The 19,425-nt window shown below is 43.6% G+C and carries 11 protein-coding genes and 1 tRNA gene; 7 read left to right on the forward strand and 5 right to left on the reverse strand.

The annotated features are described in order from the left end of the window. Window positions 1-312: 312 nt before the first annotated feature. Window positions 313-386: transfer RNA gene (locus tag AC07NA_RS25070), tRNA-Met, on the reverse strand. Between the two features lie 145 nt (window positions 387-531). Between AC07NA_RS25070 and AC07NA_RS25075 the strand changes: the two genes are divergently transcribed. The 3 genes from AC07NA_RS25075 to AC07NA_RS25085 all read left to right on the forward strand — a co-directional run bounded on the left by AC07NA_RS25075 (window position 532) and on the right by AC07NA_RS25085 (window position 3,693). Beyond that, the gene (locus AC07NA_RS25075; protein WP_345213938.1) at window positions 532-912 is read left to right on the forward strand and encodes an START-like domain-containing protein; all 381 of its coding nucleotides are present in this window, start codon (window positions 532-534) and stop codon (window positions 910-912) included. A 30-nt stretch (window positions 913-942) separates the two neighbouring features. Beyond that, window positions 943-2,376: an LptF/LptG family permease gene (locus AC07NA_RS25080; protein ID WP_494900705.1), complete on the forward strand. Its 1,434-nt coding sequence runs from the start codon at window positions 943-945 to the stop codon at window positions 2,374-2,376. Between the two features lie 111 nt (window positions 2,377-2,487). Then, a complete protein-coding gene (locus AC07NA_RS25085; RefSeq protein WP_494900707.1) occupies window positions 2,488-3,693 on the forward strand; it encodes a bifunctional 3,4-dihydroxy-2-butanone-4-phosphate synthase/GTP cyclohydrolase II in 1,206 nt (401 codons plus the stop codon). Here the strand turns inward: AC07NA_RS25085 and AC07NA_RS25090 are convergent. Then, a complete protein-coding gene (locus AC07NA_RS25090) occupies window positions 3,690-8,141 on the reverse strand; it encodes a translocation/assembly module TamB domain-containing protein (RefSeq protein ID WP_494900709.1) in 4,452 nt (1,483 codons plus the stop codon). The two genes, AC07NA_RS25085 and AC07NA_RS25090, sit on opposite strands and share 4 nt — an antisense overlap. A gap of 167 nt (window positions 8,142-8,308) precedes the next feature. Between AC07NA_RS25090 and tsaD the strand changes: the two genes are divergently transcribed. Continuing rightward, complete coding sequence (gene tsaD, locus AC07NA_RS25095; RefSeq protein ID WP_494900711.1) at window positions 8,309-9,310, forward strand: tRNA (adenosine(37)-N6)-threonylcarbamoyltransferase complex transferase subunit TsaD; 1,002 nt, start codon at window positions 8,309-8,311, stop codon at window positions 9,308-9,310. A 173-nt stretch (window positions 9,311-9,483) separates the two neighbouring features. Next, window positions 9,484-9,654 carry a hypothetical protein gene (locus AC07NA_RS25100; RefSeq protein ID WP_345213943.1) on the forward strand — a complete coding sequence of 57 codons (171 nt, stop codon included), beginning with the start codon at window positions 9,484-9,486 and terminating at the stop codon, window positions 9,652-9,654. Window positions 9,655-9,935: 281 nt separating this feature from the next. On the opposite strand, the gene AC07NA_RS25105 is transcribed toward AC07NA_RS25100, so the two are convergent. After that, complete coding sequence (locus AC07NA_RS25105) at window positions 9,936-10,376, reverse strand: GNAT family N-acetyltransferase (protein WP_494900713.1); 441 nt, start codon at window positions 10,374-10,376, stop codon at window positions 9,936-9,938. 219 nt (window positions 10,377-10,595) lie between these two features. Here AC07NA_RS25105 and AC07NA_RS25110 point away from each other — a divergent pair, with 219 nt between their 5' ends. Further along, complete coding sequence (locus tag AC07NA_RS25110) at window positions 10,596-12,860, forward strand: aconitate hydratase (protein ID WP_494900715.1); 2,265 nt, start codon at window positions 10,596-10,598, stop codon at window positions 12,858-12,860. 411 nt (window positions 12,861-13,271) lie between these two features. Continuing rightward, window positions 13,272-13,826: a hypothetical protein gene (locus AC07NA_RS25115; protein WP_494900717.1), complete on the forward strand. Its 555-nt coding sequence runs from the start codon at window positions 13,272-13,274 to the stop codon at window positions 13,824-13,826. 172 nt (window positions 13,827-13,998) lie between these two features. Here AC07NA_RS25115 and AC07NA_RS25120 read toward each other — a convergent pair whose 3' ends face one another. Continuing rightward, window positions 13,999-15,507, reverse strand: coding sequence for a RagB/SusD family nutrient uptake outer membrane protein (locus AC07NA_RS25120; RefSeq protein ID WP_494900719.1), 1,509 nt, complete (start codon window positions 15,505-15,507; stop codon window positions 13,999-14,001). A 77-nt stretch (window positions 15,508-15,584) separates the two neighbouring features. Continuing rightward, window positions 15,585-18,683, reverse strand: a complete 3,099-nt coding sequence (locus tag AC07NA_RS25125; RefSeq protein ID WP_494900721.1) for a SusC/RagA family TonB-linked outer membrane protein — start codon at window positions 18,681-18,683, stop codon at window positions 15,585-15,587. Window positions 18,684-19,425 lie beyond the last annotated feature (742 nt).

Consider the following 19,425-nt stretch of genomic DNA (forward strand, 5'->3'; position numbering starts at 1 on the left):
ATCAATTAACATAGGCCACCTAATTTTTTATTAATTTATGACCCGCAGAAGAAAGCGCACATAACCGGTTCGATGTTCCCCGAAAACCTCATTTTCGATAGCACCCAATATCGAACTACTTGTTTGAATGATGCATACACGCTTTTGATATCGTTAAGACGGTTTCTTTGAGGGAAAAATATGGGCAAATCGATTAAGAATCCGCTTTGCCCACTATCACATCTCATGTTGGTCGATTTAGCCTGTGGTCGGGTTATCACTACACCGTACAGAAACAACAAAGGCCACTCTTTCAAGTGGCCTTTTACCATGTAGCGGGGAGCAGGATCGAACTGCCGACCTTAGGGTTATGAATCCTACGCTCTAACCATCTGAGCTACCCCGCCGTTTATTTATGTGTGTTACCTCTCTCTTATGGGCGTTTATCAACGTCCTTTGTAAAAAGGTTTGCAAATATAGGATAATTTAAGTTTCTTTAGAAAAAATGTTAACTTTTACAGCCTGGTGCTAAAAACGGGCAGAACCCTGATTATGTCTGAGAAGAAAAAATTTACTATTGAATATGAAATAAAATCGTCTCCGAGGATTTTATACAGCTTTTTAAGCGAGCCTAACGGACTGACACAGTGGTTTGCAGATGATGTTACCATCCGCGATCAGGTTTATACCTTTACCTGGGATGGCGAACAACAAAAAGCAAAATTGATTAACACGCGTGAAAATAAATCTGTAAGATTTAAGTTTATAGATGACGAGCCGCAGTGTTATTTCGAAATGGAAATTATACAAGACGAACTAACGAACGACGTAGCCTTAAGTGTTACCGATTTCGCTACTGAAGATACCATTGCTGAGCGCAAATTGATTTGGGATAATTCTATCGAATACCTCATTAGTGTATTGGGGGCTTAAGGAATATATCCCATTCCTTATTTTTGCAGCGTGAAGAAGATACATCTTTTATTACTTAAGTCATTTATAAGGCCGTTTATCGTCACTTTTTTAATAGTGATGTTTGTGTTGCTGATGCTATTTTTATTTAAATACGTCGACGACCTCATTGGTAAAGGCTTTGAATGGTATGTTATTTTGGAGTTGATGCTATATGCCTCGGCCACTAACGTGGCGATGGCGCTGCCCCTCTCTGTGCTCCTTTCTTCCATCATGACGTATGGCAGCCTCGGCGAAAACTACGAGCTGGTGGCTATCAAATCGGCCGGTATCTCGCTTCGCCGTGCTATGGCGCCCATGTTTATTGTGGTAACGCTGCTGGCCATCACTGCCTTTGTATTTTCTGATTACATGCTGCCGGTTGCCAATCTTAAATACTACTCCTTACTGTACGATGTGCGGCAGCAAAAATCGGCCAAGTTGTTGCAGGAAGGTGTTTTCAGTAATGATTTTACCGGTTACAGCATCCGCGTGCAGCGTAAGGGCGAAGACGGGCAAACGCTGTATGGCATCATGATCTACGAGAAACCCAAACCACCCGCACCTTCAGATAATTTGAATGTGACGCTTGCTAAAGAGGGGACCATGTACCGTACCGCGGGCGATAAATACCTTGTATTAAAACTGAAGGACGGCATCCGTTACGAGGAACGACCGGGCAAAAATGGCTATAACGATCAACGGCAGCAACTGGTGCGCTATCGCTTTGCCGAAACCGAGCAAAAGTTCTCACTGGATAACTTTAAAATTAAACGCACAGATGAAGACGCGTTTAAGTCGGCTTTTCAAATGATGAACATCCGGCAGCTTTCGCATTTCCGCGATTCGGCCGAGCGGGTGACAGACAGCGCGCGCCTAAGCGCTTATAAGCTGCTAACCGCGTATGTTAAGTATTTTAATGTGCCTAAAAAATCAATGGTGGTTAAGCATATTGTTCCGGCAAAAAAAACAATTTTTGAGGGAATGGACGAAGCCAGCCAAAGAAACACGCTTTCCATAGCCTCCAACGAAGCCAAAACCGTGCTCGACCTGGTTAAAGGCCGTGCCGATACCAATAAGGAAGAGGTGCACAACATCCGCCGATCTATAGTGGAGTATCAAAAAAAATTCACGCTTTCGGTAGCCTGTTTAGTGCTGTTCCTGATAGGGGCGCCACTTGGAGCTATCATCCGCAAGGGCGGGCTTGGTTTACCGGTGGTGGTTTCTGTCGCGTTTTTCCTGCTTTACCATATCATATCAACCATTGGCGAAAAGGGTGTTAAAGATGGTGGTACCCCGCCTATAATAGGTATGTGGATAGCCATTTTTGTGCTTACGCCTATCGGTATCTTCCTGTCGTACAAAGCCGCTACCGATTCTACCCTGTTTGATATGGAAGCATACAAACGCTTCTTCAATAAACTGCTTAAACGCAAAATGGCGTAAAACGCCCCACCCTGTTGATTTTACACAGTGCCGACCCTAAAGTGCTTTTTATAAGTTAACTTTACTTATTATTTATAATATACCCTATGGTATATTAAACCTGCTACAGAAATGCTGAACACGATACAAGAAGCAATTGAAGATATAAAAAGCGGCAAAATGATCATCGTTGTGGATGATGAAGACCGCGAGAACGAGGGCGATTTTTTAACCGCCGCCCGTAATGCCACACCCGAAGCGATCAACTTTATGGCCCGTTACGGTCGTGGCTTGATATGCGCCCCAATTACTAAGCAGCGCGCGCACGAACTGGAGTTGGAGCCCATGGTAACCAACAACACCACCTCGCACGAAACCAATTTTACGGTTTCGGTTGATTTGCTGGGGCATGGTTGTACTACGGGTATTTCGGCATCTGATCGTTCAAAAACATCACTGGCACTTATTGATCCTACTATAAAAGCGCAGGATCTGGGTCGCCCAGGACATATATTCCCGTTAATAGCTAAAGATGGCGGTGTGTTGCGCCGTGCCGGGCATACCGAAGCCGCTATTGACCTTGCCGTACTGGCCGGGTTTGAGCCTGCCGGTGTGATATGCGAAATAATGAGCGAAGACGGCGAAATGGCCCGCCTACCCGAACTTCTAACCATGGCAAAAGAGTTCGACCTGAAAATCATCTCTATTAAAGACCTTATCGCTTACCGTTTAAATACCGAAAGCCTGGTTACCAAAGAAATTTCGGTGAAGATGCCTACCGAGTTTGGCGATTTTGATATGGTGGCTTACACACAGGTAAACACCGGCGAAAACCACATGGCGCTTGTTAAAGGCACCTGGGAGCCCGATGAAGCTATACTGGTACGCGTGCACAGTTCATGTGTAACCGGCGATATCTTTGGCTCATGCCGCTGCGATTGCGGTCCGCAGCTACACAAGGCTATGGAAATGATACAGAAAGAAGGTAAAGGCGTTATCGTATACATGAATCAGGAAGGCCGTGGTATAGGCTTGATCAATAAATTGAAAGCCTATCACCTGCAAGAAAATGGTTTGGATACCGTGGAAGCCAACCTGCAACTGGGCTTTAAAATGGACCAGCGCGACTACGGCATCGGCGCGCAAATATTGTGTAGCCTGGGAGTATCAAAAATGCGCCTGATGAGCAACAACCCTAAAAAACGTGCAGGCCTTATCGGTTACGGTTTAGAGGTGGTTGAGAATGTGCCTATCGAGATAGCATCAAACCCGCACAACGAAAACTACTTACGTACCAAGCGCGATAAAATGGATCACGCCATTATGCGCGATAATTAATTTTCTTCCTCATCATCATGAGGTTTATAATTTAACGGAGGCTGCGGAATAGGGGCAGGCGTAGGTTTCTGCGAATTGCCGCCGGTTCGCGGCTTCCGGAAAATACTTCTCAAAAACTCGCCAAGCGTATCAAAATCGCGCTGGTAAACCAAACCAATACCGTTTACATACTGCACATCCAGCTGGCTAATGGTGTTTAAAGCCGTTCCGCTCAATACCCTGTACGAGTAGCGCGCGGTAAGGTTGCCATCCTGCCTTATGCGGTACAGTGCCTCAAAATCTTTTGTTAAATTATTAAAGTTAGAGTTGAACAAGCTGCTGTTGTTTACAAACAGGTTATTACTGCCCGTATTGTTGAATAAACTTCCGTTAAGTATCAGCCTGTCGTTAAATAAACGGATAGATGCACTGGCTTCGTTGAACGAGCGGATGTTCAAATCCACGTTTTTAATGTTTGATTGCGCTATAAAGCTATTCAGCTGGTTAAAGGCAAACTCGCTCACCGCGTCGCTGGCAGTACTTAGCACCTGTTGATCGAGGTTACCACCATTTGAACCCGAGTTAAAGTTACGGCGTACAATAATACTTAGCGCCTGCTGGCTGCGGTTATTATTATCGGCGAGGTAAGTATTTACGTCTTCCTTAATTGATGGGTCGGTAGGGAAGGTAAAGTCGAAATCGATATTTGGTTGTAATAGCGATTTGGTTAATATCAATTGCGATTGCACCAATACCTGCTGGTTACCACGAGGCGATGTAAGGCCCGCCGCAGTATATAGCGGCGCGATATTGGTACGCACCTCGTAAATAGCTTTCAGGTTAATTTCGGCATTGGCCGGGTTCCCCGTCCAGCGGATGGTACCGCCCTGGTTTACCTGGAAGTTTTTACTGATGAAGTTTTTGGCCGTAAATTCAAACTTACCAGATGATATGAGGTAATCGCCGTACATCTCAAAATCGCCGAGGCTGTTGATGTTCAGCTTAAGGTTATTGGTGATTCCCTTGCCTTCCAGCTGGCCGTAATCGGTACTTATCTTTACAACTGTTTTCTCATCGGCCGAGAGGTCGAAATTAAGCGTAACACCATTGAACTTATTGGTTTTGTCGTCTACCACCTTGGTGGTATCGTTATGCTTTACAAAGCGGATAAAATCGTAATCGTTAGCGGTAAACGAGGTATTGAGCGGAATGTTGAATATGGTACCTTCCTCTGTTTTGGCCTTAATATCTATCTTCATGTTATCGATAGGGCCGCTAAAGGCGAAACGCCCGGTTCCGTAAGCCTTACCATAATAAACGTGGTTATCTTTAAACGATGTATTAAGCGCCAGCAGGTTGGTAGCGTTAAGGGCGATATCCAGTTCAGGGTTTGATATATTGTTGAGGTCAACCTTGCCATCGGCAATACCTTCGCCGCCCAAAGTATCCTTTATCGACATTTTATCAATATGGATTACGCTGTTATCAACCGTTAGCTTATCATTAATTACATAAGGCGTTTTCAGGTAGTTAACCGTTAGGCCGGTGTTGGATAGCGTAATGTCGCCGTTAAGCCTCGGACTTTTGGTAGAACCCGTGAGCTTGAGGTTGGTGGATATAGCCCCCTTAACATCCGACACCAGGTTTTTTATGAAAGGCGTAAATATGATAGCCTCCGTTTGGTTCATGTTGATATCAAAATCAAGCACGTTCTCTTCATCCTTCGCCAGCGAGTAAGCACCCTCAATATCGAGGGTTTCTAAACCACGATTAACTATATTTACATGCACAATGGCCTTTTGGCGATTATTATCAAGGTTTGAAACAATCTTCACATTACCCACCTGGGTTTTGTTCATCATCAGCGTATCCACATCCAAATCGGCATCTATCTCCGGCGATTTAGTAAGCGAGCTAAAAACCACCGTACCGTTAAGCGCGCCCCTTAAAGCGATGCCCGCCGGTTTGGTAAGCTGGTTGAGCGTACTCATGGCAAACTTCTCGAAGGTGAGATTAAGTTTATCCGCCGGGTTGCTTGATACAAATCCGTCAATTTTTACGCTTTGTTCGCCGTTAGAAAGATCGAAGCCCGAGATCTGTGTTCTGCCGTTATCCAGCAAACGGATACGTACCTGCTCTTCAAGCGACCATTTCTCATGCTCCAGCACTACTTCCGATGGCAGCAGCTTCAGCTTGGCCGTGGTATCGCGCCCAAACTCTACCAGTCCGTAAAGATCCAGTTGGTTGGCGGCGTTCTTGTCAGATAGTTTGATGTTGAAGTTAAGGCTATCGTTTTGTATAAAGTTGGTGATGTTGATGTCCTTCACAAACAAACTATCGGTAATATCAACCTTGCTTAAGGATAAGTTGGCCCCCAGGTTTTGTTGGGTAGTGCCCTCATCAATAATAAGATCGTGAAAAACTATTTTGTTGTACTTAATGGTTTTTATGTAGCCGCTAAGTGTTGCCGTGTTACTGGCCGAATTAAATTCGCCCACAAAATTACCCTGCTCCGGGATGCGCAACTGTGGCATAAATACCACCAGCAGCGGGTCGATATCTTTTATTTTCAGGTTAAAATCGAAATCCTGTGGTTTAGGCGGGGTTATATCTGTTTTTAAGGACGGGATATATTTTTTGGCGATAGATTTAAAATAAGATGGCAGGGTAGCCAGGTTATAATTACCTGTAATGCTGCCATCAGCAATATCCGAACGGAAGGTTAGCAGCCTTTGCCTGCCCGTGCCGCTTGCCGCCAGGTACAACGAATCAACCACATAATTATTCCGCGGGTCAACAATGCGGGTTGATGACAGGAAGATATCGCCATCCAAATTATCGAGGTTATTGCCCGAAAACTTGGTACGCATGGTAGTGCTCACCGTCACTGTATCTTTAATCAGTTTCAGTTTGTTTAAGTGAGCATCGGTAATATCGGCAGTGAAATCAAAAACCGGTAGCTTAGGTGCCAGGTCGATAGAGCCGTCGAGTTTCAGCTTGATGTTTTTATCGTTCACATATACCACCCCATCGGCAAACTTACGGCGAAACGTGCCATGCGTAGTGATGTTGCTATAGCTGTAACCTTTAAACGTAAAGCTTTTAATATTGGCATTACCGGCTATGTTGAGCGTTTTCAGGTCGTCGCCGCTACCTTTAACCTGCCCGCTGAGGGTAACGCGGCCAAGTGTTTTATCGTCGATCAGACTGCCCACATCAAACTGGTTGGTGGTAAGCTTTCCGCTGTAGCTGGGCACACCGGCTTTGTTTATTTTGAGGTTGATATCGGTATCGAAACGGCCCAGTTTGGTTTTAAACGTACCGTAGGCTATAAAATCATTCTGCAAACCGCTGAAGTTACCTTTGAAGTTTACATTGCCAAATTTTGAAACAATGGCCGGTACCTGCGCCTTGGGGTTGCCGGTAAAACGCTGGAATAAATAATCAACATCTTTTTTATTGGTGGCTACCTGCTCAAATTCCAGTTCCAGCAGGGTATTGTTCCAATCGGGCAGGCCTTTCAGGTTAAAATCACCTTTAATATAGGTGCTTTGCGCCGCGGTAATGGTAGCGTTTTTGGCTTTAAGGTTATCTACCTTGCCCTTTACCCTGCCCGAAACCCCCAGTTCAAAACGGATCTTTTGCAAGTCGGTAAAGTAAGCCACATCGTTTGACGACAGGTGCGAGGCCATAAAATTGGCATCCATACGTACCCGGTGCTCAAAATTGCTGAAGTCATCAAACGAGTTAAAACTCATCTTAAAATAATCTTTTAGTATAGAGTTTTTGGTTTGCAGGTAAAGCTTTTTCAGCTCAATCTGGTTGGTATCAACCGTGGCATCAGTGGTAAGGTTTTTAACGAAGAACCCGCTTTTTTCCTGCAAGGTAAGGTTACGCAGGTTGGCTTTAAACAGGTGGCTTTTCAAATCCATATTGAGCACCACGGTGCTGAAATGGTTTACATCAAGATCTTCAAAATTTACGCCTTTAACCGCGCTGTCCACCAAAAAGTTTTTGTAACGCACATGCAGGTCGTTGATGGCTATCTTCCGGAAATCGAGCGTCCACGGTTTGCCTGCCTTTTTCGTGGTATCGGCCGAACTGAAATAATCTATAATGAACTTAAGGTTGGTGGTGCTGTCCTTTTGCTTTTTAAGGTAAAATGAACCGTTATCTAACTGTATCGATTCAAAATCGATATACCGTTTCTTGATACTGCTGAATATGGAAAACCCGTTGAGTTCAACGGTTAATTTGGGCGTACTTAACAGAGTGTCCTTTTGTTTATCCAACACGTACAGGCCTTCCAGCACAACCGATGTAAATGGTTTAATGTACAGGCTTTTGATATCAACTTTGGTATGCAGCTCTTCGGACAGGTAAGCCGTAGCTTTTTTTGCCGCCCAGGTTTGTACAGGCTTATATTGAAATGCTACTAACAATACGCTTACCATCAGTAAGATGAGCAATACTATTATCAGCGTTATTTTGAGTACTTTTTTAATAACTTTGCCTTTTATTTAAATGACTGATTGAGTGAGCTATTCAATTACCGAATAACGCTTGATAAACAAGCATTCCCGCGTAGGGTTTTACAATATTCGGTAAATAATAGCTTTAAATAATATTAAAAACTGTGCCTGTAATTTTAGCTATAGAATCATCGTGTGATGAAACCTCTGCCGCCATTTGTGCCGATGGTGTAATGTTGAGCAACGTTATTGCCAACCAAACCATACACGAAGCCTACGGAGGCGTTGTCCCTGAGCTTGCCTCAAGGGTTCATCAGCAAAATATTGTTCCTGCCGTACAACAAGCATTATTGAACGCAAAAGTAAACAAAAATGATATTGATGCGGTGGCTTTTACACGCGGGCCCGGACTTTTAGGTTCGCTGCTTGTTGGAGTATCATTCGCCAAGGCTTTCGCGCTGGCCAAAAATTTGCCGCTTATTGAGGTAAACCACATGCAGGCGCATGTGCTGGCTCATTTTATAGGCGATAACAAACCACGTTTCCCATTTTTATGCCTTACCGTTTCGGGCGGCCATACGCAGATCGTACTGGTGAAAGATTATTTCGATATGGAAGTAATTGGCCAAACCCTCGACGATGCCGCGGGTGAAGCGATGGATAAAACGAGCAAAATACTCGGCCTGCCGTATCCCGGCGGTCCGCTGATTGATAAATACGCGCGGCTGGGTAATGCCGATGCCTACAAATTCCCGGAACCACAAATACCCGGACTGGATTTCAGCTTTAGCGGGTTAAAAACCTCTATCCTTTACTTCATCAGGGATAATATTGCCAAGAACCCCGATTTTGTGCAGGAAAACCTGAACGATATTTGCGCTTCGGTTGAAAAACGCATCGCTACCATATTATTGAACAAGCTGGAAAAGGCCGCCCTGCAATATAATATTCAGGATATCGCGCTGGCGGGTGGTGTATCCGCCAATACCGGTTTGCGCCTGGGCTTGCAGGAGCTTTGCGCCAAACGCGGCTGGAATGCCTTTATCCCCAAAATGGAATACTGTACCGATAATGCCGCCATGATAGCCATTGCAGGTTACCACAAATACCTGAAAGGCGATTTTATTGGGCAGGATGTAGCCCCGCTGGCGAGGATGCCTTTTTAGTTCTTTGGTCAATAGACCATAGTCGATAGTCCATGGGTTTGGTTTTCCATGGACTATCGACTATGGTCCATCGACTAATCTCCTTTTGCACTTGATTTATAAAACTTACATTTGCAGCACACTTATGGAACTTGTGGCGCTGCTGCTTTTCCGGATCTTAATTTAAATTCTCCATGAACGGACCTTCGATGATTTTTTGGGCCATTTTTGTATTGCCGCTGGTTGCTTTTTTAGTTTGGTTAATGAGGCAAGACAAACGCAAAGGCAAAACCGGCCTGGTAGTGCTCATCATACTGGTAGTGGTGGCCATAGCTTACATGTACTGGAAAACTGGCGGCCAGTAATAAAGCGTATACGTATAATAGACAGGTTAATCAAAGAAAAACGCGTCATTGCGAAGAACGAAGCAATCTCTACCCAAGCAAGTCGCTTTGTATAGTTTAAAGATTGCTTCGTTCCTCGCAATGACGCGTTTTAACATTTCGTATTAATTTAAACAAATACAGGGCCGCTCTGCAAATAGGAGATTGCTTCATTCTTCGCAATGACGCGTTTAAGATTTTGCACTAATTACCCGCCGCCCCAAGCCTCCCCCCCTACAACACACAACCTGCAACCTACAACACTACAATAACTCCATCGACAACACCGGATACGGCCTGCCAACGGCATCTGTTTCGGCGCGGTCAATAATGGTGAAGCCAAAGCGCTGGTAAAAGCCGAGGGCCTGCTGGTTTTGTTCGTTTACGTCTACCTTGGTTATTCCGTGCTGATTAATGGCAAAGTTGAGCAATTGGCTGCCATGGCCTTTACCGCGTGCATTGGGGTGGATGAAAAGCATTTGTACCATGTCGTCACTTAAGCCTAAAAAGCCCGTGATCACGTCGCCATCTTTAGTGCAATACAGGTTTACCTTATCCAGGTATTGGTTGAGTATCAGGTCGCGGTAAAACTGGATATCGTCTTCGGTTAAAAAGTGGTGCGTTGCCCTTACGGATGCTTCCCAAACGGCAATTATTTCGGGGTGATCGGTGGCTTCGGCAGGGTAAATGTTGTTATATAGCATATTCAATATCAGGGTGCAAAATTAATTCGTTAGCTTTAGTTGATATTATAACAACCGGAATCTATTTGGTTGGCATGCAACACTATTTAGAACATATCCAAATAACATTTGTACACAACGCTGACGAGATTTGTTTGTTATAATTTGTAAATTCGCCGCTGAATGCAGGAACAGGATTATCCCTTTCCTTTTTATACTCACCTAAAAATCAAAAATAGAATGGCTTTTGATTTAGATATGATCAAAAAAGTTTACGATCGTTACAGCACCCGTGTTGATGCTGCCCGTAAAGCGACCGGTAAACCTCTTACTCTTACTGAAAAAATACTATATGCCCACCTTTCTGAAGGTGACGCTAAACAAGCTTACACACGCGGTACCGACTACGTTGACTTTGCACCTGACCGTGTGGCCATGCAAGATGCTACGGCGCAAATGGCACTGCTGCAATTTATGCAGGCGGGCCGTCCGCAGGTTGCTGTACCATCAACCGTACATTGCGATCACTTAATACAAGCAAAAATTGGCGCTGTTGCCGATTTAACTACAGCAAATGATGTAAATAAGGAAGTTTACGATTTCCTTTCATCAGTATCTGATAAATATGGTATCGGTTTCTGGAAAGCCGGTGCAGGTATCATTCACCAGGTAGTGTTAGAAAACTACGCTTTTCCGGGTGGTATGATGATAGGTACCGATTCGCACACGCCTAACGCGGGTGGTTTAGGTATGATAGCTATTGGTGTAGGTGGTGCCGATGCGTGCGACGTAATGGCAGGCTTACCATGGGAGCTTAAATTCCCTAAACTGATAGGTGTTAAATTAACCGGTAAATTATCGGGCTGGGCTTCAGCTAAAGATGTTATTTTGAAAGTTGCCGGTATACTTACCGTAAAAGGTGGTACAGGCGCTATTGTTGAATACTTTGGCGAAGGCGCACGTTCATTATCAGCAACCGGTAAAGGTACCATCTGTAACATGGGGGCCGAAATTGGCGCTACTACATCTATCTTCGGTTACGATGAAAAAGCTGCCGCTTACCTTAAAGGTACCGAACGCGAAGACATCGCATTATTAGCCGACGCTATTGCCGAGCACTTAACTGGCGACGAAGAAGTTTACAACAACCCTGAGCAATATTTTGACCAGGTAATTGAAATTAACCTGAGCGAGCTTGAGCCGCATGTTAACGGTCCGTTCACTCCGGATCTGGCATGGCCTATCTCTAAATTCGCTACCGCGGTTAAAGAGAACAACTGGCCTACCGCTTTAGAGGTTGGTTTGATTGGTTCTTGTACCAACTCATCTTACGAGGATATTACCCGTTCGGCATCAATCGCTAAACAGGCTATCGATAAAAAACTGAAAACCAAGGCAGAGTTTACCATCACTCCGGGATCGGAACTGGTGCGTTACACTGTTGACCGCGATGGTTACCTGGGTACATTTGCCGAAATGGGCGGTGTAGTTTTGGCTAACGCTTGCGGTCCTTGTATCGGTCAGTGGGCCCGTCATACAGATGATCCTACACGCCGTAACTCTATCATCACTTCGTTTAACCGTAACTTCGCTAAACGTCAGGATGGTAACCCTAATACCCACGCTTTTGTGGCATCACCTGAAATTGTAACCGCGTTTGCTATCGCCGGCGATCTTACTTTTAACCCACTTACAGATACGTTAACCAACGAAAACGGCGAGCAGGTTAAGTTTGACGAGCCACAAGGTATCGAGCTGCCGGTAAGAGGTTTCGCGGTAGAAGATGCAGGCTACCAGGCCCCGGCCGAAGATGGCAGCCAGGTTGAAGTAAAGGTTAGCCCAACTTCGGCACGTTTGCAACTGCTTGATCCTTTCTCACCATGGGAAGGTACAGATTTGAAAGGCCTGAAATTGCTGATCAAAGCTAAAGGAAAATGTACTACCGACCACATTTCGATGGCTGGTCCGTGGTTGAAGTTCCGTGGTCACCTTGATAACATTTCAAACAACATGCTGATTGGCGCTATCAACTATTTTAACAATAGTGCCGATAGTGTTAAGAACGCGATAACCGGCGAATACGGTCCGGTACCGGCTACCCAGCGCGATTACAAAGCACACGGTATTGGTACTGTAGTAGTGGGCGACGAGAACTATGGCGAAGGTTCATCACGTGAGCACGCTGCCATGGAGCCACGTCACCTGGGTGTACGTGCCATACTGGTAAAATCATTTGCCCGTATCCACGAAACCAACCTTAAAAAACAAGGTATGCTGGGTATTACCTTTGCCGACACTGCCGATTACGATAAAATTCAGGAAGACGACAAGATCGACATCCTGGGCTTAACCGAATTTGCTCCGGGCAAACAGTTAACCGTAGTATTACACCATGCTGATGGCACCGAAGATTCATTCGCGGTTAACCATACCTACAACGCTCAGCAAATTGAGTGGTTTAAAGCCGGTGGCGCATTAAACATCATCCGCAGACAACAAAAATAATCTCCGGCAACGGAATTAAATATTCAGGAAGCCTTCCCTCGCGGGGAGGCTTTTTTTGTTTTAGGTGCGATGCAATCGCAAACCCATGTTAAGCACTCATTGCAAATGAGCGCAAGAGGAGAAAAATGGGCAGAGAAAAACTCGTCATTGCGAGAATTTTAATTCCTTTTTGACTTTGAAGGTAAAATTACGATGGCTCCCCCTCTCCACTGTCATGCTGAGGAACGAAGCATCTATCGTAGATAAGCATAGCGAAGAAGATTCTTCACTGCGTTCAGAATGACAGTTTCTTAACACGTCATGGGTAGTAGGACCGAAGCAATGACGCTCTTTTTAGTAGTAACTCTTGATATAAAATAATTTATTACTTTTAAGTTCCTACTTAAAAAATTAACCATAGCCTGTTCTATCATGAAAAATCTCTTCATCATTTTTGTACTTGTATTCTCGTACGCCAATTTATGGGCGCAAGATATGATGCCCGATTATCGCAATTTGCCTGTAATGGTGAAGATGTCCAAACATCAGCGCGATAGCATAGTGACATCGTTGGAAAAAAGTCTTGCATCAATGCAAAACGCGAAAAGTACCGAGATTAATGGTAGGGCCGATAGTGGTGAAATACATAATCTGATTAAAACTTATACAGTAAAGATATATGCCATGACGATCGACGTTTTAAAAAATGCAGATTCAGACAAACCCAAATATGGCACGGATGATTTTGAAAAGGTATTGGCAACCTTCACCTATAAACTCGACATAAGCACCCTCGACTTTCTTTACAAGGCCGAGAAAAAGGAAATAATGGATGAGTACAATAATGGTAAATACGAAGATGCCGGTAAGCGCAACGACGCACGCAATAACATGAATAATAAATTAGAAAAATTGGAGCAAAGGCGTATTAATAAGCTCAAAGATATTGAAGAGAAAAAAGGCCGTAACTACAGCTCAAACGGATAAGGCTGCTTAGTTTGAGTTTTTTTATTCTTACGATGCAATCTCAAGCCCATGTTAAGCACTCATTGCAAATGGGCGTAAAAAGCATGTACACTTGGGATATTAGGTTTACATATTACCTTAAACAAAAAAAGGAGGCAATGCAGCCTCCTTTTCCTTTTAAAACACAACCTATTTAAAAGCCAGGATTATTTGGCAATAAGTTAGGGTTAATGTCTGTTTCCTGCTTAGGCAGCGGGAACAGTAATTGTTTCTCGGTAAAGGTTTTGCCGAACACAGTAGTGTGGCCAACAAAATTATCCCAGGCACCGGTAACATCATTATGCACTTTGCGGGTACGCAGCATATCAAACCACATTTTGTTTTCAAAGCATAGTTCGTAATAGCGTTGCACCCAAACCTCCTGCTCAAACGCGGTTTGCCCCAATGCGCCAATCGGGGCAAGGTCGGCACGGTCGCGGATGGCATTTACGTAGTCGCGGGCATCTGAATTTGGTGAGCCTTCGGCACGGTTTGATGCTTCAGCATAGAGCAACATTACATCGGCTAAGCGATAAATGGTATAGTTCAGATCTGACTTAGCTGTATTAGTAACAGCGCCCACATCAAACCATTTGTATATGTATGGATTTTTGAAGGTGATGATGGTATTGTCCTTAATACTCTTATAACTGGTGTAAAAGAATTGTTTTTCTTTCACCCTTTTATCACCTGCCGGGAACGACGCAATAAATTGGTTTGTTGGATATACCGACCCATACTCATCCGAGTATTTAGAGATGGTTGAAAAGTTAGGAATAGTAAGCGGGGTAAGCGGATTGGTAATAGGAACCGCGGCTGCAAACTGCACCTGGAAAATAAATTCCTGTTGGTTTTTATTGGCCGGATTAATCATGTCGGTATACTCGTTAAATAAGGTATAGCCGCCATTTTTAATTACATCCAACGAGCGTTTGGCCGATTCGGCGTAATATTGGTTCCCGCCATTAATAGCTGCACCTGCATAAGTTAAATACACATCGGCCAGTAATGATTTTACCGCGCCCATCGATACCTTACCGGTTACATCTTTCCATGGCAGGGTTGATTTTTCGGCTTCCAGCAAATCAGGGATGATGATCTCATCATAGATCTGTTTAGCTGCCACACGCGGCACATTCAGGTTCAAATCTTTAGCCGGTTCGGTTATTTTAGGCACTGCGCCATACATACGCACCAGGTAAAAATAATATAATGCGCGTAAGGTACGTACCTCGGCCAATAAGTTGGTTTTATCAACTTCGGTAAGGCCGGCTGCGTTAATGGTTGGTATTCTTTGTATGGCAAGGTTGGTTGCACCTACGCCTAAATACATTTGTTGCCACCATGTGTCAAAATAGAACGAAGTATTACTGTAAATAAGGTTTTGAAAGTTTACAAAACCTGTTTGCCCCAAATCGCTATTGGCTTTACCGGTCATAAATTCCATCAGGTTCCAGGTATTACCACCGTACGAGCCCGATTGGCCTGTTAACAATCCCTGTAAATTCTGATAACCACCATAGGCCAACGCGCGTGCTACCTTAGCGCTCGACAGATCAGACTCGGGGGTTAAGAAAGATGACGGCTTTTCTTCCAGGAATTTTTTGCATGAGCATGTTAACAACACGCACGCCACAATTAATATATTTCTTAATTTTTTCATTTTAATTCGATTTTAGATGGTTTGTACTAAATCCTTCTCTGCTGTTTTTCTATCCTTATTGATCATATCCGCAAGTATTAAAATCCTACCTGTAAACCAAGGTTCCACACGCGCGGACGAGGGTTAGCGAAGAAATCAATGTTTTGTGAAAACGCAGGATTTGAACCATAGCTGTTATTAAAGGTATCAACCTCCGGATCGTAACCTGTATAATCGGTAATTACGAACAAGTTTTGTACACTGGCATAAATGCGGAAACGGCTTACTCCTAATTTTTGCAAGGCAGCGCCCGGCAAGCTATAGCCCAATACAAAGTTTTGACCGCGGATGAATGAACCATCTTCTACCCACCAGGTATCAAAATGCGAATCTTGCGCGTATTTGTAATTACGCACCTGCGATACAAAAGTGTTTTGATTGGTTGGCGTCCAGCCGTTCAATACAGTAGCTAAACTGTTTGATATGGTTTGCCTGTCTTCAACCGAGTGTTTAAAGTTAGCTGCTGTATTTACACCTTGTACAAAACGGATATCGAATGAAAAATCCCAGTTTTTGTATTTCATGGTGCTGCTTACAGTACCTGTCCATTTAGGGTTGGCACGGCCGATGATGCTGTAATAGTTACTGCCATCGGCATTGTAAATGTATTTACGATCACCTGCTTTTAAACCATGTTTAGCAGCTTCAGCAATATCCGCAGGTGAATCACTGTAAGTACCCAGCCTGGTCATACCATAGAATGAGCCAATAGGTTCGCCTACGCGGATCACGTAGTTCTGGCCTAAGAAGTTAGGGCCCGGGAAGATATCGGCATTGCCATCATTCAACTTGGTAACCTCGTTTTTGTTACTGGTGAACAATAATGTGCTCGACCATTCGAAATCTTTACTTTTAACGTTCACGGTATTCAGGCTTAGCTCGATACCTGTATTTCTAACCGAGCCTACGTTTTTATAAACGTTGGATGTGGTAAAACCTGCCGACCATGGAATAGGCGTTTGTAATAACAAATCGCTGGTATTACGTATGTAAAAATCAGCATTCAAATTAACCCTGTCATTAAACAAGCCTAACTCTAAACCGGCATCAAATTGCTTGGTTCTTTCCCATTTCAAATCGGGGTTACCCAGGTAAGCCGGTAATAAAGTAATTACAGCGGCGCCATTATTAACAGTTTGTCCTGTACCGTATTGAGCGAATGAACGGTAGTTACCAATTTCCTGGTTACCTGTAATACCAAAGCTCGAACGTATTTTTAAGTTAGAAATAGATTTGTTGTTTTTCAGAAAATCTTCCTGAGATACGCGCCATGCAGCACCTACCGACGGGAAGAAAGAGAATTTATTTTTTTCGCTGAACCTTGATGAACCATCATAACGGCCGGTGGCAGTAAATAAATACTTTTCATCTAAGTTATACATAATACGACCGTAGTATGACTGTAGCTGGCCCGGGTTAAGCGCAACCGGAGAGCTTGGCTGATTTTCAGATTCAGCAGCACTTTTAACCGAACCGGCGTTCAGGTTATTAAACTGAAAAAAGTCGTCGATAAAGTTTTGTGTTTCTACCCTTACTCTTTCATAAGTAGCTTTAGTGAACGATATACCCGCTACCGCTGTAAACCTGTTACGATCGTTAAGCTTCTTGTTCCAGGTAAGGTAGTTCTCAGTTTGCCAATAGTTGTTGGTATTAGCGTTTATGTTAGCCACACCACCCTGATCTGCCGATAAGTGTTGCAGGGCCAGTGATGAATAAAAGTTGTTTTTTTGCGATGCCAGGTTATAACCGAAATCGGTTTTAAACTCCAGTTCAGATGATATTTTGAACGTGGCGTAAATGTTACCCAAAGCCTGTAAGGTATTGTTAAGTGTATAACGCTCGTTAGCTACCTGTATGGGGTTAGGTGCACCTTCAAGACCGGCTATATCATAGTTACCTGCCCAGTTACCATTTGGATACCTGATCGGCACGATTGGTACTTCTTCGCTAACAGCACGCGGTACGTTCAAACCACCGTTACCATCGGTAACCATACGCTGACGGCTGCTGATGATATTGATACTTCCACCAACACGTAACCAATCTTTCACATCGTTATCCATGGTCATTTTAGCCGAATAACGTTTGAAAGCTGATGTTGGGGTTAAGCCGCGCTGATTAAGATAACCGAACGATAAGCTATAAACTGATTTTTCGCTACCGCCCTGTATATTGATCTGGTGACTTTGCGAGAAAGATGGTTTATAAGTTTCTTTTTCCCAATTGGTATTGTAAATAGGTTTGTTGTTAGCGTCAAACAGCAACGGATAATTCACGTTGTTCAACTCTTTAGGCGGTGTTTGTACTGAGTTATCTGTAGAGAATTTTTGTCCGTTGGCGAATGATTCGTTGTAGATCCGCACAAACTCTTCAGAGTTAAGGGTAGGCACGTGTCTGTAAAGCTGGCTGATGTTTCCGTTAGCTTCATAGCTAATGGTAGCCGCGCCGCGTTTACCACGTTTAGTGGTTACCATAATAATACCGTTGGCTCCACGCACACCATATATAGCGGTTGACGATGCATCCTTCAGTACCTCTAACGAGGCCACATCATTCGGGTTGATTGAGTTGGGGTCAACACCTACTACACCATCCACTACATAAATTGGGTCAACATTGGAGTTGATAGAACCAATACCCCTGATGCGTACCTTAGCGGCCGCACCCGGCGCGTTACTGTTAACACTTACATCAACACCCGCTACTTTACCCTGTAAGGCTTGCGACAGGTTGGGAACCGGTTTATCCAGTAACTGCTCGGCCTTAAGCGTGGTAACCGCGCCGGTAAGGTCTGATTTTTTGGCCGTACCGTAACCAATTACCACTACCTCATTCAGTTCTTTTGATTCTTCGGTAAGTTTTACATTGAGGGTTGTTTTGCCTGCGGCGCTAACTTCCTGTTCGCTGTAACCTATATAGGTGAATACTACTACGGAGTTTGCTGCCGGCAAATCGAGGGTAAAGTTACCACTGGCATCTGTTTGCGCACCTATGGTTGAGCCTTTAACATGCACGCTCACTCCTGCAAGCGGACTATTATCTTTAGCATCAGTCACTTTACCATTTACCTTAACCTGCGCCATTACGTGCAGGGATAGTAAGGAAAATACAATTGCGTAAATAAGTTTTTTCATCATAACAATGATTGTTTGGTTGGTTTTAAATAATAATTGTGTTTAAGAGAGCTATTAAAATGCTTTTAGCACTACGGCGGTTGGCTTATGCAAAGGCTGCATGCCTGCCAAAATTTGGGCAAAGCAATTCCGGCTGCCTTTACGACATTATTTTTTTGCATATCAATTGGTTGTTTAAAAGGTTTCTCTAAAAATTGGTCGCTACAGTTACAGTGACTTTTTAATGGTTTTTGGTTAAATAATAATTGTGCAACACGCCATGCCGGTATACAGCACGGTATTCATTTTTATGCAGAATGAAAGCTTGTTGAAACTATTACACAGCAAACCTTACCGCAAGGCAAAGCCGCCACCGGTTATACAGGTGGTTAATCAGTTAAATAAAAACCGGGTAATAGTATCAGTCTTTTCATTCAGCATTAAATTAAATCGAACAAAAAATTAGTACAAAAAGGCGCGTTTCCGCAAGTTTAAATATTAGGTATTGGTTTGTTTTTCACTCAATAGTATGTACAAACATACATATATAAATTTTAATTCCAAATTTTATATTGGAACATCAATAGTTTAGTAATTAGTTAGGTATAACTGGTAAATGCAGTACTAATATCCATATTTTTTATTCAATTCAAAGCTAAATTTTAAAAAGGTTCTCATTTCTTTCTAATTTGTTTATTAACATTTACACAGGCTAATGGATTAAGCTAACTTGTTTTAGCAGTTTTATCCATTAAGAAAATACCAC

The sequence above is a fragment of the Mucilaginibacter sp. GW821-FHT07G05 genome, from assembly GCF_059418565.1.

What these genes read in the sequence shown, in the direction of transcription:
- AC07NA_RS25115 (WP_494900717.1), top strand. Translation starts at nt 13,272, where the DNA reads ATGAAAAATCTCTTCATCATTTTTGTACTTGTATTCTCGTACGCCAAT.
- AC07NA_RS25085 (WP_494900707.1), top strand. Translation starts at nt 2,488, where the DNA reads ATGCTGAACACGATACAAGAAGCAATTGAAGATATAAAAAGCGGCAAA.
- AC07NA_RS25100 (WP_345213943.1), top strand. Translation starts at nt 9,484, where the DNA reads ATGAACGGACCTTCGATGATTTTTTGGGCCATTTTTGTATTGCCGCTG.
- AC07NA_RS25125 (WP_494900721.1), bottom strand. Translation starts at nt 18,683, where the DNA reads ATGATGAAAAAACTTATTTACGCAATTGTATTTTCCTTACTATCCCTG.
- AC07NA_RS25105 (WP_494900713.1), bottom strand. Translation starts at nt 10,376, where the DNA reads ATGCTATATAACAACATTTACCCTGCCGAAGCCACCGATCACCCCGAA.
- AC07NA_RS25075 (WP_345213938.1), top strand. Translation starts at nt 532, where the DNA reads ATGTCTGAGAAGAAAAAATTTACTATTGAATATGAAATAAAATCGTCT.
- AC07NA_RS25120 (WP_494900719.1), bottom strand. Translation starts at nt 15,507, where the DNA reads ATGAAAAAATTAAGAAATATATTAATTGTGGCGTGCGTGTTGTTAACA.
- AC07NA_RS25110 (WP_494900715.1), top strand. Translation starts at nt 10,596, where the DNA reads ATGGCTTTTGATTTAGATATGATCAAAAAAGTTTACGATCGTTACAGC.